The organism is Rhodospirillaceae bacterium (assembly GCA_016722635.1).
In the GTDB taxonomy this organism is placed as follows: Bacteria; Pseudomonadota; Alphaproteobacteria; order JAEUKQ01; family JAEUKQ01; genus JAEUKQ01.
In genome coordinates this window covers 325,123-349,641 of sequence record JADKIX010000011.1, presented here as the reverse complement: position 1 = coordinate 349,641, position 24,519 = coordinate 325,123, and the positions used below count along the sequence as shown (strand labels likewise).

At 44.7% G+C, this 24,519-nt stretch carries 22 protein-coding genes and 2 pseudogenes; 14 read left to right on the top strand and 10 right to left on the bottom strand.

The window, feature by feature from the left end; all coding sequences use genetic code 11:
- Position 1: 1 nt before the first annotated feature.
- The gene (locus IPP67_09065) at positions 2-1,273 is read right to left on the bottom strand and encodes an MltA domain-containing protein (protein ID MBL0339288.1); all 1,272 of its coding nucleotides are present in this window, start codon (positions 1,271-1,273) and stop codon (positions 2-4) included.
- On the bottom strand, positions 1,260-1,943 hold the full coding sequence (locus tag IPP67_09060; GenBank protein ID MBL0339287.1) for a Tim44 domain-containing protein: 684 nt from the start codon (positions 1,941-1,943) through the stop codon (positions 1,260-1,262). The genes IPP67_09065 and IPP67_09060 overlap by 14 nt, the downstream gene beginning before the upstream one ends.
- Before the next feature lie 285 nt (positions 1,944-2,228).
- On the opposite strand from IPP67_09060, the gene secB reads away from it, so the two are divergent.
- Positions 2,229-2,774, top strand: a complete 546-nt coding sequence (gene secB, locus IPP67_09055; protein MBL0339286.1) for a protein-export chaperone SecB — start codon at positions 2,229-2,231, stop codon at positions 2,772-2,774.
- Positions 2,775-2,791: 17 nt separating this feature from the next.
- Here the strand turns inward: secB and dnaQ are convergent, their stop codons facing one another.
- The 3 genes from dnaQ to maf are packed head-to-tail and all read right to left on the bottom strand — an operon-like array spanning position 2,792 to position 4,717.
- Positions 2,792-3,475: a DNA polymerase III subunit epsilon gene (gene dnaQ / locus IPP67_09050; protein MBL0339285.1), complete on the bottom strand. Its 684-nt coding sequence runs from the start codon at positions 3,473-3,475 to the stop codon at positions 2,792-2,794.
- Positions 3,476-3,485: 10 nt separating this feature from the next.
- Positions 3,486-4,103: a dephospho-CoA kinase gene (gene coaE, locus IPP67_09045; protein MBL0339284.1), complete on the bottom strand. Its 618-nt coding sequence runs from the start codon at positions 4,101-4,103 to the stop codon at positions 3,486-3,488.
- A gap of 23 nt (positions 4,104-4,126) precedes the next feature.
- The gene (maf, locus tag IPP67_09040) at positions 4,127-4,717 is read right to left on the bottom strand and encodes a septum formation protein Maf (protein ID MBL0339283.1); all 591 of its coding nucleotides are present in this window, start codon (positions 4,715-4,717) and stop codon (positions 4,127-4,129) included.
- Positions 4,718-5,013: 296 nt separating this feature from the next.
- Here maf and IPP67_09035 point away from each other — a divergent pair, with 296 nt between their 5' ends.
- The 11 genes and pseudogenes from IPP67_09035 (at position 5,014) to IPP67_08985 (ending at position 15,572) form a co-directional block, all read left to right on the top strand.
- Positions 5,014-6,045, top strand: coding sequence for a uroporphyrinogen decarboxylase (locus tag IPP67_09035; protein ID MBL0339282.1), 1,032 nt, complete (start codon positions 5,014-5,016; stop codon positions 6,043-6,045).
- The gene (hemH, locus tag IPP67_09030; GenBank protein MBL0339281.1) at positions 6,045-7,112 is read left to right on the top strand and encodes a ferrochelatase; all 1,068 of its coding nucleotides are present in this window, start codon (positions 6,045-6,047) and stop codon (positions 7,110-7,112) included. The genes IPP67_09035 and hemH overlap by 1 nt, the downstream gene beginning before the upstream one ends.
- Positions 7,109-7,543 carry a protoporphyrinogen oxidase HemJ gene (gene hemJ, locus IPP67_09025; GenBank protein MBL0339280.1) on the top strand — a complete coding sequence of 145 codons (435 nt, stop codon included), beginning with the start codon at positions 7,109-7,111 and terminating at the stop codon, positions 7,541-7,543. The genes hemH and hemJ overlap by 4 nt, the downstream gene beginning before the upstream one ends.
- 200 nt (positions 7,544-7,743) lie before the next feature.
- Positions 7,744-9,000 (top strand): transcription termination factor Rho, encoded by a 1,257-nt coding sequence (gene rho / locus IPP67_09020; protein MBL0339279.1) that lies wholly within the window; start codon positions 7,744-7,746, stop codon positions 8,998-9,000.
- Positions 9,001-9,213: 213 nt separating this feature from the next.
- Positions 9,214-9,465 carry a hypothetical protein gene (locus IPP67_09015; protein ID MBL0339278.1) on the top strand — a complete coding sequence of 84 codons (252 nt, stop codon included), beginning with the start codon at positions 9,214-9,216 and terminating at the stop codon, positions 9,463-9,465.
- Positions 9,462-9,836 carry a (2Fe-2S) ferredoxin domain-containing protein gene (locus tag IPP67_09010; protein ID MBL0339277.1) on the top strand — a complete coding sequence of 125 codons (375 nt, stop codon included), beginning with the start codon at positions 9,462-9,464 and terminating at the stop codon, positions 9,834-9,836. Before IPP67_09015 ends, IPP67_09010 begins: the two co-directional genes overlap by 4 nt.
- Positions 9,820-11,208, top strand: coding sequence for a tRNA uridine-5-carboxymethylaminomethyl(34) synthesis GTPase MnmE (mnmE, locus tag IPP67_09005; GenBank protein ID MBL0339276.1), 1,389 nt, complete (start codon positions 9,820-9,822; stop codon positions 11,206-11,208). Before IPP67_09010 ends, mnmE begins: the two co-directional genes overlap by 17 nt.
- 59 nt (positions 11,209-11,267) lie before the next feature.
- Positions 11,268-13,134: pseudogene (mnmG, locus tag IPP67_09000) on the top strand (tRNA uridine-5-carboxymethylaminomethyl(34) synthesis enzyme MnmG).
- A gap of 20 nt (positions 13,135-13,154) precedes the next feature.
- Positions 13,155-13,790 (top strand): 16S rRNA (guanine(527)-N(7))-methyltransferase RsmG, encoded by a 636-nt coding sequence (gene rsmG / locus IPP67_08995; GenBank protein ID MBL0339275.1) that lies wholly within the window; start codon positions 13,155-13,157, stop codon positions 13,788-13,790.
- A gap of 114 nt (positions 13,791-13,904) precedes the next feature.
- Complete coding sequence (locus tag IPP67_08990; GenBank protein ID MBL0339274.1) at positions 13,905-14,687, top strand: ParA family protein; 783 nt, start codon at positions 13,905-13,907, stop codon at positions 14,685-14,687.
- A gap of 18 nt (positions 14,688-14,705) precedes the next feature.
- On the top strand, positions 14,706-15,572 hold the full coding sequence (locus IPP67_08985; GenBank protein ID MBL0339273.1) for a ParB/RepB/Spo0J family partition protein: 867 nt from the start codon (positions 14,706-14,708) through the stop codon (positions 15,570-15,572).
- Positions 15,573-15,873: 301 nt separating this feature from the next.
- On the opposite strand, the gene holA is transcribed toward IPP67_08985, so the two are convergent.
- The 4 genes and pseudogenes from holA to IPP67_08965 form a co-directional block, all read right to left on the bottom strand.
- Positions 15,874-16,926, bottom strand: coding sequence for a DNA polymerase III subunit delta (gene holA / locus IPP67_08980; GenBank protein ID MBL0339272.1), 1,053 nt, complete (start codon positions 16,924-16,926; stop codon positions 15,874-15,876).
- A 3-nt stretch (positions 16,927-16,929) separates the two neighbouring features.
- Positions 16,930-17,448: a hypothetical protein gene (locus IPP67_08975; protein ID MBL0339271.1), complete on the bottom strand. Its 519-nt coding sequence runs from the start codon at positions 17,446-17,448 to the stop codon at positions 16,930-16,932.
- The gene (locus tag IPP67_08970) at positions 17,445-19,979 is read right to left on the bottom strand and encodes a leucine--tRNA ligase (GenBank protein ID MBL0339270.1); all 2,535 of its coding nucleotides are present in this window, start codon (positions 19,977-19,979) and stop codon (positions 17,445-17,447) included. The genes IPP67_08975 and IPP67_08970 overlap by 4 nt, the downstream gene beginning before the upstream one ends.
- A gap of 185 nt (positions 19,980-20,164) precedes the next feature.
- Positions 20,165-20,750: pseudogene (locus IPP67_08965) on the bottom strand (DUF3576 domain-containing protein).
- Positions 20,751-21,398: 648 nt separating this feature from the next.
- On the opposite strand from IPP67_08965, the gene IPP67_08960 reads away from it, so the two are divergent.
- Positions 21,399-22,508: a porin gene (locus IPP67_08960; GenBank protein ID MBL0339269.1), complete on the top strand. Its 1,110-nt coding sequence runs from the start codon at positions 21,399-21,401 to the stop codon at positions 22,506-22,508.
- 110 nt (positions 22,509-22,618) lie between these two features.
- Positions 22,619-23,293, top strand: coding sequence for a YggS family pyridoxal phosphate-dependent enzyme (locus IPP67_08955; protein ID MBL0339268.1), 675 nt, complete (start codon positions 22,619-22,621; stop codon positions 23,291-23,293).
- Between the two features lie 94 nt (positions 23,294-23,387).
- Here the strand turns inward: IPP67_08955 and IPP67_08950 are convergent, their stop codons facing one another.
- Positions 23,388-24,506: a GTP cyclohydrolase II gene (locus IPP67_08950; protein MBL0339267.1), complete on the bottom strand. Its 1,119-nt coding sequence runs from the start codon at positions 24,504-24,506 to the stop codon at positions 23,388-23,390.
- Positions 24,507-24,519: the final 13 nt, after the last annotated feature.

Below are 24,519 nucleotides of genomic sequence, written 5' to 3'. Positions count from 1 at the left end.
CTTACTTAACTGTTAATTCAGCTGGGATCGGAATTGTTTTAGGGACAATCAGATAATAGGTGCCGTTTTGTTTCATATAACCAGCAATGTTCCCTGCAGCCTCACCCGTCCCCCAAAAAACATCCCCCCGAATCGGTCCTTTAATTGCCCCCCCTGTATCCTGGGCGATCATCAATCGTTGCAATTTTCTTTCTAGCACAGGGTTACCGCTCTCGCCCGCCCCCTTTGGGACAAATGGCCAAGTACTATCAAGCCAAAGCAATGTTCCTAAGGGAATATAAACCGGATCAACCGCCATACTGCGGCCAGCCGTCAGAACCACCCCTTGTGCGCCAATTGCACCCTTTATATCAGAGGGTAGAAGGTTGAAAAAAACATAGCTCGGGTTAAAATCCATGAACTTTTGCTGCTGTTCCGGATGACGGCTAAGCCACTCGCGGATGGATTGTAAACTGACCTGTTCCCGGGTTAGGATTCCGTCTTGGATGAATTTGGCACCGACCGCTCGGTAAGGATGGCCGTTTTTGCCAGCATAGCCTACTCGAATCTGTTGATTATCGGGTAACCTGATTACCCCTGATCCCTGAATTTCCAAGAAAAACCCATCAATCCTATCCTGTAGCCAGATAATTTCTTGCCCTTTGCCTTTTAGGGCACCTTGGGCGATTTGTTCACGGGTATAATAAGGCTGAAGCGTCCCATCCGTAATCCGACCGATAATTTGTTGGTTCTGCCATTCTTCCCTAAATTTACCGAGATCAACGATAATCAAATCATCGGGGACACGGTAAAGGGGAATTTGGTGCTTGGCATCGGGAAGCGTTGATCCCTGAATTTCTGGTTCATAATAACCGGTGAAAAGCCCGGGTATAGGTTGAAATGGTTGCAAAGCAAAGGGTTGCAACCATTTTTCAAGAAACTTTACGACATCCGAAAAGCTAGGGCCTATAAGGCCTAATTCTTGGCAAAGCGGTAACCAATCTGCCACTTTTATCCGCCAATCGGCACTGCCTACTGATCGCTCTGGTGCCAGTTTTTTATATTTTGCGCAAGAATTCTCTAAAGCCGGAATGATTTCGCTAATATTATCTTGTGACCAACCCGGCAATTGCTGGAATGATATAGGGGTTACCCATATTTTTTGCGGTAAAAGAGTCACTGGCACGGATGACGGCCGGTCTTTAATCCATAGCCACGTTCCCAAAACTAGCAGACACATAAAAAGGACGACGGCAATCGGATGGCGCGATAAAAAGCGTCTAATCTTCGGCATTATGGGTGGCCACCAACAGCCAATTCGGATCCATATTACGCAAATCCTTGCGGAAAGTCCAAAGGTCGCGAATGTTCCTGACAGCCGTTGCATCCCCCTCTATCACTTGGCCATCTTGGTTGCGAACAACATTAATTTGCTCCGAAATTATCAAAACCGTGATGAATGCTTGACCGTTTTCAATTTTAATTGATTCGATTTTCGCATCATTAATCGCCACAATCATGGTTTGCTGTTGCTGGCCTTTATTTTGGCGCTCAGCAATAGACCCAGCAAAAGCATCAAAAATTTCTTGATCCACCAAGGATTTTAGCGTTTTAGTATCCCCTTCGGCGTAGGCATGCAGAACCGATTCAAAAGCGATTTTAGCACCTTTTAAAAAGGAACTAGGCTGAAAAGCAGGGGAAATAGTTTGCAGTTTTTTTAAATCAGCTACCTGGTCTTGCCCCGTCAGTAAAGAAGCGATTTCTTGATCACTGTCTATTTTATCCTTTACCGCCACCTGATCCTGCGGCCTTAGGGGCACTGGCCTTAGGGATTTGGGGGTCAATATCTTGCCATGTTTATGTTCTTCGCCGGTTTTTTGTCCTAACACACTACGCAGCCGAAAAAAGAAGAATAGGGCGATAGCAGCGAAAATAATGATTTGAAGCCAATCTGTATTTGTCATTTGTTTGATTCTACAGTACAATTTTAAACATAAAGGGCTTTTAAACACCCCAATTTTCTCTGAGGATTTTAGCAAATACCGCGGAAAAGGCAAATTGTATTGTTCAAAAATCCGCCCACATTATATGGATTGATTTCTTGATTTAGTATTTTGCCACATCAGTTCAGTGAATAATATCTCGGGTAAAGCCTAATATATCAAGATACTTGCTAAAAAAAACAGGTTCGGGCATAAGGGTTGTTGAACTTCTTTTTGTAAAGTTATTATTGTTAGGGAATATGGTACATGACAGAAAATGCACGCGCCCCCAAAAACGCCGTTGATAAAGAAGCAGTCCCGGCACCTTCGGCGAAGGTCGAAGGGGTTGATAGGGAAAAGAAGGGTCCCAGTTTTACGTTAGTTTCGCAATATTTGAAAGATTTGTCTTTTGAGAATCCAAATGCAGTTGAAATTCTGCAACAAGGCGTTAAAACCCCCAAAGGGAATATAAAATTTGATATCCGGGTCGCACAATTTAACACTAGCGATTTTGAAGTGATCTTGAAGATTTTAATTGAATCTACTGTCCAAGAGAAATTCAAATGCTTAGCAGAAATTGAATATGCTGGTTTATTCCATTTGCAATCAGTGCCAGTTGAGGCAATTGAACCCTTATTGATGATTGAAGCCCCTCGGATGTTATTCCCCTTTGCCAGGCAAATTATCATGAACCTTTCAAGGGATGGGGTCATTCCGTTGCCCCAATTGCAACCGATTGATTTTGCAGCGTTGTACCAGGAACGTCAACGCCAGCTAACCAACCCTTCTGCGGAAAGCGCCTCAATACAATAAAAATTAAGAATTGACGATTATTTTAGCTGGAGCCATAGTGCCTTACGCAATTTTTGCAGGACATGCTGGTGATCCGCATCCTCTTGGGGGGAAGAGGGAATGATTAATTTCCTTGAAAAATTTTTCCGCGCTTGTGGCTTAGCTAAAGAATTATGGGAAGATTCAAGGGAATCCAAGGCAAAACCTTTTTGTCTTCCCCCCCGCAATTCCAAATAAACTTGAGCCAATAATTGACAATCAACCAATGCTCCATGTTTTGCCCGGTGACTTGTGTCAATATTAAACCGTCTGCATAAAGCGTCTAAACTTGCCGGGGCACCTGGAAATTTTTGACGGGCCAATATGATCGTATCCACGCTGCGGGATAAGGGAAAAGGCGGATGTTTAACCCGGGCCAATTCTGCATTGAGAAAACGGATATCAAAGTCTGCATTATGGATAACAAAAGGCGAGTCTGCAATAAATTCAAGGAAACCTCCTATTATTTCGGGAAATTTCGGTTTACCTAATAGAAATTCGCTCGTAATGCCATGAATAGCCACTGCATCGGCTGGGACCAGCCTCTCGGGATTTATATAATATTGCAGGGACCGTCCGGTGGGCAAGTGATTAAGCAACTCCAGGCAAGCAATTTCAATTACCCGATCCCCTTTTTCTGGATCCAATCCTGTTGTTTCGGTATCCAAGATAATTTCGCGCATTTTGTATTCCTTAAGGATATTTCTGATAAGAAGATTTCTGGCTTAAAAAGGCTTTTAGTTTGCTAAGGAATTGCCAGCGGCTACTCCTTAAAGTCAGGCCAGTTGTGATAACCGCCTGGGAGTGTTTCATTTTCCATCTAGACGGCAATTGCTGGGAGTCAATGAATGAGAACCATTCTGCCGTCATATTCTTTCTTTTGAAAGCCCGTTGTTTTTGGATAGAGGGTGGGACATAGGATAAAAAAATAGCATCAAACCGACCTTGGTAATCTGCCACCTCAAACAACAACGGGATATCTAGGAAAATGACTTTTCGCCGTTGCCGATGCGCTTGCCTAATGAATTTCGTTTCCAAAATATGGACCGCCGGATGATATATGGCTTCCAACTCCTTTAAAAGGTGGGGAGATTGTAAAATTAATTCCCGCATCTGTTTAGAAGAGATTGGCTTTTCTGCATCTGCAACCAAGCCTTTTTTGGCCAAAAGCGTCCGAATTGCCTGCGACTGGCTTTGTAAAAATTTAACTTGTTTGTCTGCTTCAAAAACAGGAATTTTTTTCTGCTGTAAGATTTTGGCCAAGGTGGTTTTGCCGGTCGCCATATTTCCTGTTAACCCAAATATTTTCATAGTTTGCCGATTTTTTCCTCTAATTATCTTAGTAATAGTTCTTTTTTTAAGAAAAGGATCAAAGGATGCAATGGTAATCCGAGAATGGAAAAATAGTCACCCCTAATTTTCTGGAAAAATTGGATCCCCTCTCCTTCCAATTGGTAAGAACCCACACAATTAACCACCCATGGGTTACGTTTAATATAACCCTTTATAAAAGCTGGGGAAAGGCTGGCCAGTTTCATCGAGGCTTTGGCGGTGTAATGCCATCGTTCTTTCCCGTCTTTAACAACAACACAACTTGTCCACAATTGATGGGTTTTACCCGCAAGTTCCAACAATTGTTGCACGGCCTTTTTCTCAGTTCCAGGTTTTTCAAAAATCTTTTCTTGGACAACCAGCAATTGGTCAGCCCCGATAACATAGCTGTTTTTTACCAACGCCGAGACGTTCCAAGCTTTTTCTAAGGCTAGTATATAAGACATTTTTTTAGGGTGGATTGGCTTGGTGGCGATTGCCTGGCGAAGTTTGTTTTCATCAATATCCGCCGCTTGGACTTTAAACCTAACGCCAGCATTTTTAAGCAAAATGGACCGAATCTTGCTGCCTGATGCCAAAACGATGTTAGCCATTTATTTTTCCTGTTATTTTAAATCGTTCTTTTTTAGCATCTCTAACAAACTGTGGATAAATACCCCGCGTTGTTTTCTCTTCCCTTTTATCAACATTTCATCCATTGATCTATTCACAAGGGGATATTTTTTTATTAGACTGGTGGATAAGTTGGATAACCCTCCCTAACGCAGTTTAACAGCTATATTATATAAAAAAAATTAATGATAAGGTTGTTTATATTATTCTAATAAAATTTTTTTCCCGTTTTTATGTCCCCCTACTACCAATACTAATATTATTTATATAAATATTAATGATGAAAAAAGAATTACTTTTAACTTTTACCAATGAAAACACCCGCCCATCTGTATGGTTAATGCGCCAAGCTGGCAGATACCTTCCCGAATATAGAAAATTACGCGGGCAAGCTAAAAACTTCATGGATTTTTGCCTAAACGCAGAACTTGCGGCGGAAGCAACCTTACAACCAATTAGAAGATTTGGTTTTGATGGTGCAATCTTATTTTCTGATATATTGGTTATCCCTTACGCTTTTGGACAAGAAGTGACTTTTGTGGAAGGCATAGGGCCTAAACTTTCCCCCCTTGAAAACGCGGAAAAACCTCTATCGTTTTTAAAACAGGCATTCACAGAAAAATTAAGTCCCGTATTTGATACCATAAAGCTTGTCAAAAGCCAATTACCTGCAGAAACAACTTTTATAGGGTTTTCAGGTTGTCCGTGGACCTTGGCTTGTTATATGATTGATCAAGGTTCTAGTAAGGATTTTTTTAATACGCGCTTGCTTGCTTACCAAAAACCTCAGATATTTAAACAATTAATTAAAACATTGTCGGAAGCAATCATCTGGTATTTATCCGAGCAAATTAGGGCAGGCGTTGAAATAGTCCAACTTTTTGATAGCTGGATAGGACTGCTTTCAGCGGAGGCCATGAAGGAATGGGGAATAAACCCCACCTCCTACATTATACAAGAAATAAAAAAGGAGTTTCCTAAAACGCCTGTTATTGTCTTCCCAAAAGGCGGCTATTGGAATTATTCACCCCATATGCAACAATTAAAGGCCGATGCAATCAGCATCGATAGTTCCGTTCCGCTAACATCCCTGCAAGCGGCAGCTAAACGATCTTATATCATCCAAGGAAACCTAGATCCGTTTAGCTTAGTTGGGGATATAGGGAATTTAAAGAATGATGTACAAAATATTATACAAAAAATGGGTAAGGAAAAGTTTATCTTCAATTTAGGCCACGGCATCCTTCCGCAAACGCCATTGGAAAATGTATACCAATTAGTTGATCTGGTTAAATCAGGAAAAAAGTAATGGCGCGTATTGCGGTTATTTTATTCAATTTAGGTGGGCCAGATAACCAAAAAGCGGTTTCCGGCTTTTTATATAATTTATTTTCGGACAAAGCGATTATTAAAGCCCCCCAACCGATTCGCTTTTTATTAGCCAAATTCATCACCTGGCGTCGGCAAAAGAAAGCAAAAAAAATTTATAGCTATCTGGGCGGAGGCAGCCCGATTTTGGCAAATACGCAAGAACAAGCAGAGGCGCTGGAAAATAAACTGAGGCAAAATTTTTTAAAAGATACCGTAAAGGTTTTTATCTCCATGCGTTACTGGCATCCCTTCAGCCAGCAGGTGGCGAGCCAAGTCAAGGACTTCGACCCAAACCAAATCATCGCCTTGCCCTTGTACCCCCAATTTTCGACTACCACCACCGCTTCTTCCTTAGACAATTGGCAAAAAACTTGGAAAAAACAGGGGCATCTCGCTTCCGTAACCAGTGTTTGCTGTTATCCAACGTTGTCTGGTTTTACGGAAGTTATGGCAAAATCATTACAAAAAGAAATGGTCCAGTTGCAGCGGGATTTTCCAGGAACGCCCTATCGAGTCCTTTTTTCTGCCCACGGCTTACCTCAAAAAATTGTGGAGCAAGGTGACCCCTATGATGTCCATATTGCCACGTCTGCTGCGGCAGTGGCGGAAAAAGCAGGGTTGCGACCAGATCAATGGCAAATCACCTATCAAAGCCGCGTCGGCCCGGTGCTTTGGCTAAAGCCTTATAGCGAGAATGTAATCCGCGAGCTTAGCAACCAGCATCAGGGACTGATTATTGTGCCGATTTCCTTTGTGTCGGAGCACTCGGAAACGCTGGTTGAACTGGATATCACTTACCGGGATTTAGCTTTAGAAGCAGGTGCTGCTTTTTACAGGCGGCTACCGACGGTGGGTATCGATGAGATATTTATCCAGGGGCTTGCCAATTTAACGGAACAGGCCATGCGGTCGAAGTCCTCTATAACAAGCTGTTCTTTGGAAGGATACTGCCCGTCTTCCAAAAGTGGATGCTATCAGCGTACCCAGTTGAAAGGTCAGCCGTGATGGACGAAATTTATTTATGGGTGAAAGTGTTCCATTTGGTTTTTGTTGTTGCTTGGATGGCAGGTATGTTGTATCTGCCAAGGCTTTTCGCGTATCACGCCACGCTGCTTGCAACCAACCAACCCGCTGAGATATTTAAGGTGATGGAACGTCGCTTACTAAAAGTGATTATCAATCCAGCCATGATCCTGACTTGGGTTTTAGGATTTACTTTGGTATGGTTGGGACAGCATTGGCACGAATCATGGATTTATGTCAAACTAGCTTTGGTAATGGGGTTGCAGCTGATGCATATCTTTTGTATCCGCTGGCAACGTGATTTTGCCCATGACCGCAATCGTCATAACCCTAGATTCTATAAGCTCGTTAACGAGATACCAACCTTGCTGCTGATTGGCATCGTCATTTGCGCCGTTTTCAAATTTTCATGATTTTGCAAGCAATAGCTTATTTTCCCTTTGACATCCCTTTATTTTTCAGCTACTAGCAGTGGAAGAATATATATCATCTGTTATCCCCCATCAAAAACGTCTTGCGTTACGTTGATTTATACGATCAATAATCTGAGCTTTGTAACGGCAAACAAGACATTATCATTTCACACACCTTAATGGTTATAGTTTAAAATTTCATGAATCTTGAAGAACTGAAAAAGAAGTCACCGGCAGAGCTGTTAGCTTTTGCTGAAGAATTACAAATAGAAAACGCCAGCACGATGCGTAAACAAGACATTATGTTTGGCATTTTAAAGAAAACCGCCGAGAATGGCGCACCTATTTTCGGCGACGGCGTGCTTGAGGTTTTGCAAGATGGTTTTGGGTTTTTGCGCTCGCCTGAGGCCAATTACTTGCCAGGGCCTGACGACATTTATGTCAGCCCCAGCCAAATCAAAAGATTTGCTTTAAGGACTGGCGACATTGTCGAAGGCCAGATTCGCGCCCCCAATGATGGCGAGCGTTATTTCGCCATGCTGAAAATCAATACCATCAATTTTGATCAGCCGGAAAAAGTCCGCCACCGGATCAATTTCGACAATTTAACCCCGCTTTATCCTGATGAGCGGTTGAAATGCGAAATTGAGAATCCCAACCGCAAGGATTTAACCACCCGTATCACGGATCTGATTGCCCCGCTTGGCAAAGGCCAACGGGCGCTGATTGTTGCCCCACCAAGAACCGGCAAAACCGTTATGTTGCAAAACATTGCCCATGCCATCGCCCAAAACCACCCGGAATGTTATTTGATCGTTTTACTCATCGATGAACGTCCAGAAGAAGTGACGGATATGGCCAGATCGGTCAAAGGCGAAGTGGTCAGTTCAACCTTTGATGAACCGGCGGCAAGGCATGTGCAGGTTGCTGAAATGGTTATTGAAAAAGCCAAAAGGTTGGTTGAACATAAAAAGGATGTGGTGATTTTGCTTGATTCGATCACCAGGCTTGCCCGTGCTTATAATACAGTTGTGCCATCTTCGGGTAAAGTTTTAACCGGGGGTGTGGATGCGAATGCCTTGCAACGCCCCAAACGCTTTTTCGGCGCCGCACGTAACATTGAAGAAGGTGGGTCGTTAACCATTATCGCGACCGCCTTGATTGATACTGGCAGCCGCATGGATGAGGTTATTTTTGAGGAATTTAAGGGTACGGGAAATTCAGAAATCATTCTTGACCGTAAACTTTCAGATAAAAGGACCTTCCCGGCCATTGACATCACCAAATCAGGGACACGTAAGGAAGAGTTGTTGGTGGATAAGGCAACCCTTTCTAAAATGTGGGTCTTACGCCGCATCCTCATGCCGATGGGAGCAATTGATGGCATGGAGTTTTTATTAGATAAGCTGCGCTTAACCAAAAATAATGCCGACTTTTTTGCCTCGATGAATCAATAGCGATAGGGTTACGCTAGCAGTTATATCCTTGTGGGCTTTGTACAAAATATAAGCGCGCTGTCTTTGCAAGCTTATGTTTCTGGCACGCATTATTCTTCGCTTAAACCCACAGAATCATCAGACTTTGATCGAAAGATTTGACGGCAAGCCAAAAAGTTGTACCATCCCAATGAAGCCCCCTAAAATAACCTTTGCAGTAAGGGAAATAGCCACATGAAATTTCATATTGAGGTTGAATGCCCACCTGAGGAAATCAGGCGGCTGGTCGGATTGCCGGATGTGAGTGCTATGCAACAGGAGCTTTTAAAAGAAATCCAGGAAAAACTTTTATCAGCCATCAGCGAATCAAGTCCTGAAAAATTGCTGAAAAGCTGGATGGGCGGAATGTCCGAAAATTGGCAGGAATGGCAAAAGAAATTCGCCGATTTTAGTAGCAGTTTTCAGAAAAAAGACAGTAAAAAATGACCACTCATCCCAAAGTAAATTCTCCCGTTCCGCTTTATTATCGCAATCATGTGTTTTTTTGCACCAATGAACGTCCTGCCGATCATGCGCGCGGCTCATGTAAGGTTAAGGGTTCTGAAAAACTGCGGAATTATATGAAGGCGCGTGCCAAAGAATTGGGGCTTGATGATACGCGTATTAACAGCGCGGGGTGTTTGGACCGGTGTGAATTAGGTCCGGTGGTGGTGATTTATCCCGAAGGCATTTGGTATCATTGCCAAACGGTTGCAGAAGCTGAGGAAATCGTCCAAAACCACCTTCTGCAAGGGAAGATTGTCGATCGATTGATGTTAAAACCAACGGATAAAGCTCCCCTTGTCCCTTCCTGCTGATCCCAATCTAACGGAAACTATTTTTGCTTTATCGACCGGGTCATTGCCCGCAGCGATTGCCATTATTCGTATTTCTGGCCCAAAAACTGCCGATATCCTAACCCAAATCACCCAAAAAAAACTGCCTTTGCCTCGGCGGGCTCAGCGAAATTTACTATATATCAACAGCAGCTCCAGCGATAACCTGGCAGGGCAGCAAGCTAAAATCTTAGATGAAGCGTTGGTTTTGTGGTTTCCCAACCCTGCCAGTTTTACTGGGGAAGATATGGCAGAATTGCAGGTGCATGGCAGCCGCGCCATTGTTGAAATATTGATTAAGGAATTACAGCAGTTTCCTGAAACCCGTCTTGCGGAAGCTGGCGAATTCACCAAACGGGCTTTTCAACACGGAAAGTTGGACTTGACGGCCGTTGAAGGATTGGCTGATTTAATTGCGGCAGAAACGGAAGCTCAGCGTCGCCAAGCCTTGCGCCAATATCAAGGGGAACTGGGAAAATTATACGAAATTTGGCGGCATGCTTTAGTGCATTTGGCGGCTTATCTCGAAGCTTATATTGATTTTCCTGATGAAGAATTACCGGCTGAATTAAACCACATGGTCAAGCAAAAATTGGCTGATTTGCAAACCCAGATTAAAAACCACCTGGCAGACGGCAATCGCGGCCAACGGATCAGGCAAGGATTGATGCTGACCATCGTAGGGCCACCAAATGCTGGCAAATCAAGCTTGATTAACTGGCTTTCAAGGCGAGATGTTGCCATCGTCTCCCCTATTGCTGGCACGACCCGCGATATTGTGGAAACAACCTTGAATATCGGGGGGGTACCGGTCACGATTGCCGATACGGCGGGGTTGCGGCCAACCACGGATAGCATTGAAGAGGAAGGTGTCAGGCGGGCACGGCAGCACGCGTTGGCAAGTGATATCCAGCTACTGATGGTTTCGGCACAAGACTGGCCGAAAATACCCGATGATATTCGGGAATTAGTGACTTCGGAGACAATTTTTTTGGTCAATAAAATTGATCTATCCCCTTCTGTTCCTATGGCAGCATCACCCGCACCAAATACCTTTTTTATCAGTTTGCAAACTGGTGCGGGCTTAGCGGATTTTATGGAGTTCTTGAAACAGAAAATAGGGGAAATGGTGGGAACAGCAATTGGCTCTGCCCCCCTGATTACCCGCCACCGCCACCGCCAAGCATTGGAAAAATGCTTGCTGAGCTTAGCACAAGCTGATATGACCGTATCTATAGAATTAATGGCCGAAGATCTTCGCTTGGCCATAAGGGCCTTGGGTGAAATCACCGGGCGGGTCCATATCGAAGAGATGTTGGACGTTATTTTCAGGGAATTTTGCATTGGCAAATAGGCAAATTCATCCGTATCTAATATAAGGCGAATAATTTTCAGAACGGTAGGGTTTATAAGATGAAAGTAGATGTGATCGTCATTGGGGGTGGCCATGCTGGCTGTGAAGCGGCGGCGGCGGCGGCTCGTTTAGGGGCCAAGACATTGCTGGTGACCCACCAACAGGCAACGATTGGGGAGATGTCCTGCAACCCAGCCATTGGTGGATTGGGCAAGGGACATTTGGTCAGGGAAATTGATGCGCTAGATGGGTTGATGGGACGGGTAGCTGACAAAGCAGGTATCCAATTCCGTATGTTAAACGCCAGTAAAGGGCATGCGGTGCGAGGGTTGCGGGCGCAAGCCGACCGTAAATTATACCGGGCTGCCATGCAAGCGGCCTTGGCGGAACAGGTAAACCTGGAGATTTACCAGGCATCCGTTGAAAATCTTTTGGTTGATGAGAAGAGCCACGAAATCATCGGCGTGCAGACAGCTGAGGGAAAGAACCTTTATGCGGGCGCTGTGGTGATTACCACCGGTACGTTTTTACGCGGCCTTATCCATATTGGCGAGAAAAAGGTTCCAGCTGGCCGGGTAGGAGAAAAACCGTCTTTAGGGCTTTCAAATTCACTCGAGCGAATCGGGTTTCAATTGCGGCGCTTGAAAACAGGCACTCCTCCCAGACTAGATGGGCGGACCATTGATTGGTCAGGCTTGGAGAAGCAGCCCGGCGATTTTCCCATCCCGGCTTTTTCCTATCTAACCACGGCTATTACAACCCCACAAATCCCTTGTTATTTAACCGCCACGAATGAGGCGACTCATGCGATTATTCGGACCAATTTGCATCGCTCCCCCATGTATTCTGGCCAAATTGAAGGCATTGGGCCGCGTTACTGCCCCTCTATTGAAGACAAGGTCGTGCGTTTTGCAGACCGTTCCCGGCACCAGATATTTTTAGAACCGGAAGGTTTGGATGACGATACCGTTTATCCCAACGGCATTTCCACGTCCCTGCCGGAAGATGTGCAGCTAGCACTTTTGAAAACCATCCCGGGTTTAGCCAATGCGAAAGTGATCAGGCCAGGATATGCCATTGAATATGATTTTGTAGACCCAAAGGAATTATATCCTTGGCTTGAGGCAAAAAAAATGCCCCGCCTGTTTTTGGCAGGCCAAATCAACGGAACTACGGGGTATGAAGAGGCTGCAGCGCAAGGGATTGTAGCAGGATTGAATGCCGCTTATAAGGCCAGTGGAAAGGCACCCGAGATTTTTTGACCGCAGTGAATCCTATATCGGGGTTATGATCGATGATCTGGTTACTTTGGGAACAAATGAACCCTACCGCATGTTTACCTCACGGGCAGAATATCGCCTACATTTGCGCAGTGATAATGCCGATCGCCGTTTAACTGGGCGTGGGATCAAAATAGGGTGTGTGGGTGCGCTTCGTCAGCAGCATTACATAACCAAAATGGAACAATTACAAACCACGCAGCAAACACTTGAAAAAATGTCGGCCACCCCGACAGAATGGCAACGCTTGGGTGTGGGCGTCAATGCGGACGGGGTTAAACGATCGGTGTTGGATGTGTTGGCTGCATCACTAGTAGATTGGCAGCAATTATGCAAAATTTTTCCAAATCTAGTGGGGGTTCCGAACGCTATTGTAGAGCAATTGGAAATTGAAGCCAAATATTCTGGTTATATGAAAAGGCATGAAACCGATATCCGGTTATTCCGTCAAGATGAAGAACTTTTTTTGCCACCATTATTGGATTTTTCAGGTATTCCTGGTTTGTCGGCCGAGCTGCAAAAAAAGCTTAATCAAGCCAAGCCGTATAGTGTTGGGGCCGCCTCCCGTATTCCGGGCATCACCCCAGCTGCTTTAACGATTTTATTGAAATATGCCTATAAAAAGCCCGTTCAGCAAACGGCATAATTGATCATAAGCTTGGACCCATGACAAAAACCGCAGAAGAATGTGCAGCCCTTTTACATGTTTCACGTGAAACATTTCAGCGCCTGCAATTATATGTGACCCTTCTCGGCCAATGGCAAAAAAGGTTGAATTTGATTGCGGAGGAAACGGTTGGGGATATTTGGGAACGTCATATTTTAGATAGCGGCCAAATCCTGACCTTATTACCAGTGCTTCCCCAAAAGATAATCGATATGGGATCGGGCGCCGGTTTGCCGGGAATAGTTTTAGCCATCATGGGTGTCCCAGAAGTTGTTTTAGTTGAGTCAGACCAGCGCAAAGCGATTTTTTTGGAGGAAGTTGCCTATCAGCTGTTTGGAACTGCAGCTATTGCATCAAAAAAAATAACCGTACTTAATCAACGGGTGGAAACAGTTGAATTCCTGAAAATTGATATAGTAACATCCAGGGCGCTGGCAAAATTGGATCAATTATTTAACCTTTGCCGCCATCAATGGCATGACCAGGCCAAGGCTGTTTTCTTAAAAGGGAAATTATGGAAAGAAGAAATCCAACAGGCGCAAAAGCACTGGAATTTTTCGTATCAAGCCCACTCTAGTTTAACAGATTTGCAAGCTAAGATTTTAATCATTGAAAAAATAACGCGAATCGCCTAACACCAAAACCGAGGCAGTGATGGGCTCAAAAAATTCTAAAATAGGCAAAGCAAGTAAAGTAAGCCAGCCATTGCCGTGGTTGGCAAAATATCCCTAGAATGTAAAGGCAGTCTGATGAATAAACCAAGAATTATTGCGATTGCTAATCAAAAAGGGGGGGTTGGTAAAACCACTACTGCCGTGAATCTGGCAACCGCCTTAGCCGCTTATGGGTTAAAGATTTTGGTGGTTGATTTGGATCCCCAGGGGAATGCCAGCACCGGTTTGGCGATTGATCAAACCAAACGCCAATTGTCCACTTATGACATGCTGATTGCGGATAAGGACCCAACCCCGCTGATCCAAACCACCCAGGTTCCTGACCTTTTTATCATTCCAGCCTCGATCAAATTAGCGGGGGCGGAAATTGAATTGGTGGAAATGCCAAAACGTGAACATAAATTACAAATGGCTTTGCAAAAAATAGACAAGAAGCTTTTTGATATTATTTTCATTGATTGCCCGCCTTCTTTAAACTTATTAACCCTAAACGCGTTTGTCGCCGCCGCTCAAGTTTTGGTGCCTTTACAATGTGAGTTTTATGCTTTGGAGGGCCTTAGCTTGCTGATTAAAACCATTGAACGGGTACGGGCGGGATTGAATGCGGGGCTTGAGATCCAAGGCATTGTCTTGACCATGTATGATCGGCGCAATAATTTATGTAATCAAGTGGCGGGGGATGCGCGCCAATATTTCGGGGATAAGGTATATGAAACGGTTATCCCGCGTAACGTGAAAATATCGGAAGCCCCTTCCCACGGAAAACCGGTATTATTATATGATCATCAAAGCGTTGGGGCCCAAGCTTACATCCAATTAGCAGCCGAAATGGTGCGCCGTGAAAAACTGGTTATTTAATTTCTGGGGTATAAAATCATGGTTGAAAAACGAAATTTAGGGCGCGGGTTAGCGGCTTTATTTGGCAATATGGTGGAAGGCGAAGAAACATCATCCCCTTCATTCCTGCTACTGGCCCATGATGTGCTACAACCCAGCACCTTACAGCCAAGGCGGACATTCCTGCCGGAACAATTGAATGAATTGGCTGGATCCATCCGGCAGGATGGGATTTTGCAACCTTTATTGGTCAGGAAGCACCCCAATCTTGCGGGACAGTATGAAATTATTGCGGGTGAGCGCCGGTGGCGGGCAGCAAAAATTGCTGCCTTAAAAGAAGTACCGGTTGTTATCAAGGAAATGAATGACCAGGAAGTTCTGCAGATTGCTCTGGTTGAAAATTTGCAACGCCAGGATTTACTGCCATTGGAAGAAGCGGAAGCCTATCACCGCTTGCTCCATGAATTCGGCAAAAAACAGGAAGAAATTGCAGAAATGGTTGGGAAAAGCCGCAGTCATATTGCCAACCTGATGCGATTGCTGGATTTACCCGCGGAAATTAAAGAATTACTGACGCGCGGCGATTTATCCGCGGGTCACGCCCGCGCGCTACTTAATGCCAAGGATCCGGTGCGTTTAGCAAGACAGGTGATTGCGGAAGATTTAAGCGTGCGGGAGACAGAGGAATTAAGCCGCAAAAACCATAAAGCTTTAAAAAACATTGCAGCTAATCGTTGGCAAAACCGTCAATCAGAAATTATTGCCTTGGAAAAAGATTTATCAACCTTGCTTGGGGCAAAAGCACGCATTACCCTGCATGGGAACGGCGGTATGCTGACATTGCGGTATAAAACCTTGCAGGAATTAGAAGCCATCCTCCATCGGTTGCAGGCACAAAAAAAATAACCTGCCACCTACCTAAAAGGAATGGCGATAGCCTTTTGACACCAGGATCATAGGCAGGATTTTTTAATTTTTTAAAACCAGTCACTTTCCTTGAAATTGCCTTAGGTCTTCCCTAGAGCAGTGATAAGAAAATAGAGGGCTAATCCGTCCAACTGGAAAATTGGCAACTAAACATTTTTCCTGGCGCTGTTTTGTAACGGGAATCCGGAACAGTAGCTGCTTGACTCTTATATAAGGTTCTTTGTTTCACGTGAAACGATTATTTATCATTCCAGGCGCATCAAAAACCAGCGGTAGGCGTTTAACTATTTATTTGCATGATTTGTAGCAATTGGTGAAAAGTTATTTCCGAGGCGGGTGCATGGGGCTGCTTACAGCGAATTTCCAAATTAGTTAATTCTAGAAAAGTAGCCATTAAGCGCTCAAGCGGCCATAAAGAAAATTGACGGCAAAAAGCGGCTTGATATTTATAAAATATAGGGGGTTTTAATTGTATCACTGCTTGATCAAGGGAAAGCTGTTGCCCATCCATAATCACCCGGGCGCGCCAAAATTGTTGCAGATGCCGCAAAACTGCCCGGATGATCGAAATCGGAGTTTCCCCTTCCGCCAAACATCGCGGGTAATGAGTTGAAAAATCATCTAGTTTCTGTCCGGCAAAACTATAAACCAAATCATGAAGCGATATCTCACCTTGATCCCCTAAACATAGTGAAATGATATCAACCGTCAGTAGGTTGGAGGAAGATGTTGTAGGTTGAGGGCTAAGATAGAGCGCCAATTTGGTAATTTCATTTTCAATAGCCAGTTTATGAGCTGGCAAATAACGCTGCAATAGCAACAACCCGTCCCTATCGGCTCTCATGCCATGGGCTGTCAAGGTGCGTTCAATGAAATACGCTTGTTCCTTCTCATCTAAGGGATAACACCCTAATAACCCTGCTTGTCCGTGCGCTTCCATAAATTTGCGCAGGGTAGATTTGGCAGGCAAATCATCTCCTTCCAATAACAGGAAGCTTTGATGGGTGCCATGGGTTAAAATGTCTTTTAAGGGCGCTAAAAAGCTGTCCGTAACTTGCCGTACCTGCACAACCCGGTGGCCACCGGATAAAGGAAACTCGTTTAAACAATCGGCAATTAATAAACCCGTTTCTTGCGCGTTATTCCAAAAGAAACTATTGAAGCGAAAAGGATCAGGAGGAGTGCCTAACAGTTTTTTGATACAACGTTCACTATAATTCCTGATCGAGCCGTGATCTGGGCCGAAAATAAGGATCGTTCCAAAACCAAAAAAAGGGGAAGGTGATTGAGAGGATGATAAGAGGCTTTCAAACTTTTGCGGCGAAATCTTCATAAATCAGCGGGAAGTTAGGAAAATGCTGACGCGTTGATGGATCTGATAGGCAAGTTCTTTCGCTAAGCGCAATTGAGCCTCTTCCTTGGCAACATAAGCTGCATAACCGGAAAGGACATAATTAAAATGGGTGTCTGACTGGGCCACTCCCTTGAGCAAGATAGGATCGCTGCCTTGGAGCTGCAATTGATAGGCGGCGGTTATCTTGTATGTCTTGCGAATAATCACCCCCCCCCTATCCAAGACCAAGTCTGATTCAGTTTCTTTTAATATAAGGGATAAAATATAATGTTTGTCGGAGGGGGCTGGTACCAATAATAACTGATTGGATAATTCCGTATACACCGCTTGTCCCAAGCGATTCTTTAGCCCTTGGATAGCCACAATATTATATAGGGAAAGGCCCGTATTGTTGGTGCTCAAAGCAGGGGCGTAAAGCGGACGAAAACCGCAGGAAGAAAGCAAAAAAGATATAACCAAGAAACAGATCAACCGTGACGGCGGCAGGCGGGCTATCTTCATTTGGTGTCATCTACCATGATGTTAATTAAGCGGTTCGGCACAACAATTATTTTTTTGATCGGCCGATTAGCAAGAAATTTTTGTATGGCGGGTTGCAGAAGGGCTTTTTCCTTCAATACTTGTTCTGATACCTCTTTGGGTACTGTGACAGTATCCCGCATCTTACCATTGATCTGAATGGCAATCACGTGGGTCTCTTCCTGGATAAGGGCTTCATCGGCTTTTGGCCAGGGTTGCTGCATGATGGATTGACGGTGGCCTAGTTGCTGCCATAGCTCTTCAGCTAAATGGGGCATAAAAGGTTGGATCAGTTGTGCCAATGTCTCTAACCCTTCTTGCAAATCGCTTTTAGTGATATTGTCACTGAAGGCATTTACCAATTCATACAGGCGGGCGATAGCTCGGTTAAATCGGAAAGCCTCAATATCAGCCGTAACGCCAGCAATCGTTTTATGGATTGTCCGGCGGAATAATGGCAACGACTCTGCCGACGGGGATGGGTTATGTAATAAAGATAATAACCGCCATATTTTCTGAATAAAACGCCAAGCTCCTTCGGCACCAGCATTAGTCCATTCAAAATCACGGTCAGGAGGACTATCGGATAACACGAACCAACGGGCAGTATCTGCCCCATACATCTCGATGATTTGGGTTGGATCGATCACATTCTTTTTTGATTTGCTCATTTTTTCAGACCGACCCACCGTAACCGGCGTTTGATCTGCTGAGCATACATATTGGCCAGCAGGCTTTTTTTCTACCTCATGGGGGAAAAGCCAATGGCCCTGCTGATGGCGGTAGGTTTCGTGAACGACCATCCCTTGGGTAAATAAGCCTTTGAAAGGCTCATCTAACGTTAAGTAGCCGCAATCACGCAACGCCCGAGTGAAAAAACGCGCATATAATAAATGCAATACCGCATGTTCAACGCCACCCACATATTGATCGACCGGCAACCAGTAACGGGCATCGGCGGCTTGAAAAGAAGCGGAGGATTGCGGTGAACAGAAGCGGGCAAAATACCACGAAGACTCAACAAAAGTATCCAAGGTATCGGTTTCCCGTTGCGCGGACTTCCCGCAACGGGGGCAATCCACATATTTCCAAGTAGGATGATGATCAAGCGGATTGCCAGGTTGATCAAAACTGACATCTTCCGGCAACACCAAAGGCAAATCTTCTAAAGCCATAGGCACTGCCCCGCAATCAGGGCAATGGATAACCGGGATAGGGCAGCCCCAATACCGTTGGCGCGATACCCCCCAATCACGCAGCCGGAAAGCATCAAGGGATTTTCCCTTGCCAATTTGGGTTAGTTTTTCAATCACCTTTTTTTGGGCATCTGCCACCGTCAACCCATTCAGGAAATCGGAATGCTGCAAAATCCCATCTTCTGTATAAGCAATATCTTGAATTTGAAAATCGTTTGCTTGATAGGAGGCAGGGGTAACAACGGGTTTTACTGGTAATTGATATTGCCTGGCAAACTCCAAATCCCGCTGGTCATGTGCCGGGCAGCCAAAAATGGCGCCGGTGCCGTAGTCCATATAGACAAAATTGGCAATGAAAACCGGTAATTCAATGCGGGGATCCAACGGATGAATAGCCTTCAAACCTGTATCGACGCCTTTTTTCGGCATTTTTTCTAATGTTGCTTCATTCACAGCAGATTGTCCGCATTCTTCCAAAAATGTGGCAATCTTACGACTGCTTTTAGCCAACTCAAGCGCTAGCGGGTGATTCGCGGAGATAGCACAAAAGGCAGCTCCAAATAAAGTATCAGGACGGGTGGTAAAAACATTAATCACGTCCAGGCGCCGCCGCAGGGCAAACTGCACCAGCGCCCCATGCGATAAACCGATCCAGTTTTGCTGCATCGTGCGAACTTTTTCCGGCCATTCGGTTAAAGTATCCAGGCCTTCCAAAAGTTCTTGGGTATAATGGGTGATTTTAAAGAACCATTGCCACAAATACCGTTTTTCAACTAACGCTCCTGAACGCCAGCCGCGGCCATCAATCACCTGCTCATTCGCCAAAACAGTTTGGTCGGTGGGATCCCAATTAACGACCGATTGCTTCCGGTAAACCAGCCCTTTTTTCCACAAATCCAAAAACATTTTTTGTTCATGCCGATAATAGTCAGGATGGCAAGTAACTAATTCCCGGGACCAATCGAACGAAAATCCTAGCGATTTCAATTGTTCCTTCATTAAGGCAATATTTTCATAAGTCCAACGGGCTGGGTGAATGTTATGTTGGATAGCGGCATTTTCCGCTGGCAAGCCAAAGGCGTCCCAACCCATAGGATGTAACACATTATAGCCACAGGCCCTTTTATAACGGGCAATGACATCGGTAATCATATAATTGCGGACATGGCCCATATGGATCCGCCCGGAAGGGTATGGGAACATGCCAAGAACATAGTATTTTGGCTGGGAAGTATCTGGGTTGCAATGGTAAGTTCCCTTACTTTCCCATCGTTGTTGCCATTTATATTCAATTTCCTTGAAATTATATCGAGACATTTGCCCCATCGCTCTCAAATAAAACCATTCTATCGCTATGAATCCCTCTGGTACAAAAGGCCAATTCACCTAACCCTTTCATACCAGGTTCCCTATATCCTCGCCCCTAGCATTATATCCAAGCCGTGCCTTAAATATAAGGAGGGGATTGATCAAAACCCTGATCTTTTTTCAGGCGACTTGAATTAACGGGCGCCGATTCGTAATTCGCGGGCGCGGGCCAAAACCGCATCTTCTAAATCGCGGATAGCCTTTTTGCTGGTAATGGCATCTGCCCATGCGGCATTGGCATTTGTCCGGGTTTGGCGGAATAAGGAAATGCTAATCCCATCTGCCCGCAGATCACGGGTTAAAATCCGTACATTCACCTTAAACCGCTCATTTGGGAGTTCCGGACTGCTATACCAATCGGTAATGATGACACCGCCAAAAGGATCAGCAGAAACCAGCGGCATAAAGGAAATAGCATCCAGGGAGGCGCGCCACAGGAAAGCTGTTGACCCCAACCCCTTCAACCACGACCGGCCCCTTATTGTTTTTGCCAAATAAGTTCAAGCCGCCATCGCCCCAAACCGTTTGATTGCCGCCGTTGCGGATGCGCCGCTGCTCAGCCCCCGTCGCCCCTTGGATACCAGGATCATTGGGATCCCCAGCAGAACAATTGGCCAGGATAAAACCGGCGAAGGAAATCAGCAAAAGTTTCGTGCAGACACGGTATGAAAAAGAGGTGTTTAAGCAAAGCTTTTTCGGAACAGAAGGGGTGGTCAACATCGGATACTCCTGAAATAATCATATTATAGGGTCAACAATACACAATTATATTAGGAAATGGTAGCATTTTTTTATGGAACATATCAATCCATTTACAAAACAAACTGGCCGATTTGGTCAGCCTTCCTTAATATTTTAGGAGTGACTATTCTTTATTGACCAGGTGGCCTAACATAAGGGCCGCAATGTTCGGGAATGGCCTCTTATCAAGATCAGGGTGGCCTCGACGGGACAAAACACTCAGGCCAGCAACAGTGAACGAGTGCAATCAAATAATCGTCATGCATGCATAGGCCAATGTTGCATAACTGCAACAGCAGTAAAAAAATCTTATAATCTGGTGGGATTCAGCATAGAATACGCTTGACCACGCCAGTTACCTAGATAAGATGAAAAACTGTTAAGCATTAAATATATATTTTTTCTTATTGTTCAGGGGCTTACACGAAACATCTAACGTTTTATTCGAAAATGCCGAGTGTCGGCAAGTTGGAGTATAACAAATAGGGCGGTATCCTGGACTTCAGAATATTATATATTCTTTATGGTTTTGTTAAAAATTTTGCAGGGGTACAGTTTTTCTTCTAAGGAAGACTTTTTCAGGTGAAATTTTTGTATTTAATTAACTTTTAACTTGGGAAACCAAAGATGATGAAAAAAATTCTTTTGGGTAGCACATTACTGATGAGTGTTGCTTCTTTCTCGGCTGCTAATGCAGGCGAGCCGTTAAAATTGGGTATTTCTGGCTTTTATCACGCAGCCCTCGGTTTTACCGCTGATAGTAAATATAGCGAAGGTGATGGCCGTCGCAACGCCAATTTAAAGCAAAATACCGAAGTTCATTTTAGCGGCGAATTCACGATGGATATCGGGGTCACAGCTGGCGTTAAATTCGAGTTGGAAGGTCAAACAAAGGGCGATCAAATCGATGCCACCTATGCTTACTTAAAGAGTGGCTTGGGTGAAGTGCGTATTGGTAACTTTGGCAGCGCTGCTGGGTTATTGTGCGGTGGTTTAAGCACAGCTTCCGATGCTTTCCCGGTTGCTGGCGCCATGAATTTCAGCAATTTGGGTAGAGACGGTCTGCAATTAGTTAATAGTGACTCAACAGACGTTTGCAATACTATTAACGATAAAGGAACCAAGATTGCCTATTTCTCGCCATCTTTCGGTGGGTTCCGGGTGGCCACATCTTACATGATTGATGATACCGAAGATGATGCCAGTAACTTCCCGGATGGGTCAGCAGGCGGTCTGAATGGTGGCAATAGTGGTGATTCCAGGGAATGGTCATTAGGGGCCACCTATGATGTGACCATTGGCAGCTTTGGCGTTAGCGCCTATGCCGGTTGGGAAAAAGCATTTGACCCTGAAACCAATAAAGGCAGCGGGAAAGCCAGCTACTACCAGTTTGGTGGTGCGGTTACCTTCGGCAATTTAAGCTTGGGCATGGGCTATCAACAAGGATTTAACTTGGGTAGCGCTCATACTTTGGACAGCAAAACCTTTGGTTTAACAGGCACATGGCAAATGGACGCGTTCAAGTTCGGCTTTACCTGGCTGCGCGCTTGGTATGACTTGGACAATGTCTCCAAAAAAGATACCCATGATGTTTATATGATCACCACCTCTTATGCTTTAGGAACTGGCGTGACTTTAGATGGCGCGGTTACCCATGATGTTTATAAGGCAAAGATTGCTGGAAATGATAACTATAAGTCGTATACCTTCCAATTTGGTATGACGATCGGCTTCTAGTTTTGATATCGTTAGGATGAAAAGAGGGGGCATAGTTTGTCCCCTCTTTTTTATTGGTCAAGGGCCTCAGGTAGGTTTTTATCCAAACATTTTGAATGATGAAGCAGGCCATGCACAATAGCTTGATTGATACATACCAAAAAACCCAACAAGAAATTCATTCTTTGCTGATGCAAGCAAGTCGATCGAGTGATTCGTGCGAAATATTGGTGGTTGGCAAACAACAGCCAGCGGAGCTCATAAAGAGCTTATTGGAAGCAGGCCATCAATTGTTTGGGGAAAATTATGTGCAGGAAGCGTTGGAGAAATGGCCCATTTTGCGTTCGTCCTGTCCTAAATTGCGGCTGCACATCATTGGCCCTTTACAAACCAATAAGGTTGCTGCTGCTTTATCCTTGTTTGATGTGATTGAAAGTGTAGACCGACCAAAATTGGCAGAAATGCTAGCCAAAGAACAACAGAAACAATCCCTGCAAAAAGAATATTTTGTGCAAGTAAATACAGGAAATGAAGACCAAAAAAGCGGGATTGCGCCACAAAAAACCCAAGAATTGGTTAGTTTCTGCCAAAATTTGGGATTAAAAGTTAAAGGATTAATGGCCATCCCGCCCGCAGATCAACATCCTGCCCCGCATTTCAGCCTGTTATATGGTTTAGCCCAGCGCTGCGGCTTAAAAGAACTAAGCATGGGGATGAGCCAGGATTACCCAATCGCGATTCGCTTAGGTTCCACTCAATTAAGGTTGGGGACAAAAATTTTTGGCCCCCGTCTCCCAAATAACTAGGGATGAAAAACCACCAAAATCGATGCTAAGCAATAAAATCCTCCAACCGTTTTTATGGCTACAGTGCTTAAAAAAAAGGGTCAGGTGTCAGCTTCTATGACAAATGATGTCCCATTTTTTGTTTTTTTGTTTTTAAATAATCCTGATTAAAAGCATTGCGGCGTCCCAGCATCGGCACCATCCGGTCAATTTTTATCCCGCCTGCTTGCAGGGCCTGTGATTTCAAGGGGTTGTTAGATAGCAGTTGGATAGACGAAATCCCCAAATGTTTTAGCAAAATGGTGGCCAGCTCAAAAGAGCGTTCATCCGCCGAAAACCCTAAATGCCAATTGGCTGCCAACGTATCCAAACCTTGGTTTTGCAAATGATAGGAGCGTAGTTTGTTGGCCAAACCGATATTGCGGCCTTCTTGTAATAAATAAATTAAAACCCCGCCCCCGTGTTTTGCCATATATTCAATTGATTGTTGCAGTTGTGACCCGCAATCACAGCGTAAACTGCCAAGCACATCACCCGTTAAACAGGATGAATGAATCCGGGTAAGCGCGGGTTTGGTGAAATCGGGGTTACCGATAATGACAGCCATATGTTCTGTTTCAGCGCCCTTTTCCCGAAATAAAATAATGCGGCTTTCTTCGGCAGCAGTCAGGGGCAGTAGGGTTTCCACTACAAAATCCACTTCTTTGTTGGGTGAGCCTATGGGTTGCAATTGATCCAGACTGAAAGAGAGAATATGATGCTTTCCTGTATAAGAAGGAATCGATTCGGCCAGCAAAAATTGGCTGATTCCCAAGGGCATTAAACCGGCTTGTCTTAACAAAGCAAGGGCGGTTTTCTCGGCTATGTCAACAGTAAGAGTGTTAGATGAAATGTAAGCTGTTGTTGGTAAAGCATCCAGCGATAATAATTCACGGAGCTGTTGATAAGAACAGGTTGGTAAGGATCGGACGACTGCCTGGTTAGACGCAGGAGGAGGAAGCGGCTGTTGTTCCAGGCTGGATAACCGGTTCTGGCTAATGACTAAACGCCAATCTGCGGAAAATTGGGCGGATAATTGGCGCCATCCGGCAGCCGACAAGCTGTCTAAAGCTATAAAAAAGCAAGCGGCCGCTGGATGCTGCAAAATAACAGGATTGCCGCGCTTTATTTCGCTGATGCAACGGTAGGTTAGGGCAGAGGCTGAGATGTAGGGCTGTGGTTCTTTCGCAGTCATGGGTTCTTATCGT

Coding starts and splice junctions, on each gene's coding strand:
- IPP67_09065 (MBL0339288.1), bottom strand. CDS start 1,273: ATGCCGAAGATTAGACGCTTTTTATCGCGCCATCCGATTGCCGTCGTC.
- IPP67_09060 (MBL0339287.1), bottom strand. CDS start 1,943: ATGACAAATACAGATTGGCTTCAAATCATTATTTTCGCTGCTATCGCC.
- secB (MBL0339286.1), top strand. CDS start 2,229: ATGACAGAAAATGCACGCGCCCCCAAAAACGCCGTTGATAAAGAAGCA.
- dnaQ (MBL0339285.1), bottom strand. CDS start 3,475: ATGCGCGAAATTATCTTGGATACCGAAACAACAGGATTGGATCCAGAA.
- coaE (MBL0339284.1), bottom strand. CDS start 4,103: ATGAAAATATTTGGGTTAACAGGAAATATGGCGACCGGCAAAACCACC.
- maf (MBL0339283.1), bottom strand. CDS start 4,717: ATGGCTAACATCGTTTTGGCATCAGGCAGCAAGATTCGGTCCATTTTG.
- IPP67_09035 (MBL0339282.1), top strand. CDS start 5,014: ATGATGAAAAAAGAATTACTTTTAACTTTTACCAATGAAAACACCCGC.
- hemH (MBL0339281.1), top strand. CDS start 6,045: ATGGCGCGTATTGCGGTTATTTTATTCAATTTAGGTGGGCCAGATAAC.
- rho (MBL0339279.1), top strand. CDS start 7,744: ATGAATCTTGAAGAACTGAAAAAGAAGTCACCGGCAGAGCTGTTAGCT.
- IPP67_09015 (MBL0339278.1), top strand. CDS start 9,214: ATGAAATTTCATATTGAGGTTGAATGCCCACCTGAGGAAATCAGGCGG.
- IPP67_09010 (MBL0339277.1), top strand. CDS start 9,462: ATGACCACTCATCCCAAAGTAAATTCTCCCGTTCCGCTTTATTATCGC.
- rsmG (MBL0339275.1), top strand. CDS start 13,155: ATGACAAAAACCGCAGAAGAATGTGCAGCCCTTTTACATGTTTCACGT.
- IPP67_08990 (MBL0339274.1), top strand. CDS start 13,905: ATGAATAAACCAAGAATTATTGCGATTGCTAATCAAAAAGGGGGGGTT.
- IPP67_08985 (MBL0339273.1), top strand. CDS start 14,706: ATGGTTGAAAAACGAAATTTAGGGCGCGGGTTAGCGGCTTTATTTGGC.
- holA (MBL0339272.1), bottom strand. CDS start 16,926: ATGAAGATTTCGCCGCAAAAGTTTGAAAGCCTCTTATCATCCTCTCAA.
- IPP67_08975 (MBL0339271.1), bottom strand. CDS start 17,448: ATGAAGATAGCCCGCCTGCCGCCGTCACGGTTGATCTGTTTCTTGGTT.
- IPP67_08970 (MBL0339270.1), bottom strand. CDS start 19,979: ATGTCTCGATATAATTTCAAGGAAATTGAATATAAATGGCAACAACGA.
- IPP67_08960 (MBL0339269.1), top strand. CDS start 21,399: ATGATGAAAAAAATTCTTTTGGGTAGCACATTACTGATGAGTGTTGCT.
- IPP67_08955 (MBL0339268.1), top strand. CDS start 22,619: ATGCACAATAGCTTGATTGATACATACCAAAAAACCCAACAAGAAATT.
- IPP67_08950 (MBL0339267.1), bottom strand. CDS start 24,506: ATGACTGCGAAAGAACCACAGCCCTACATCTCAGCCTCTGCCCTAACC.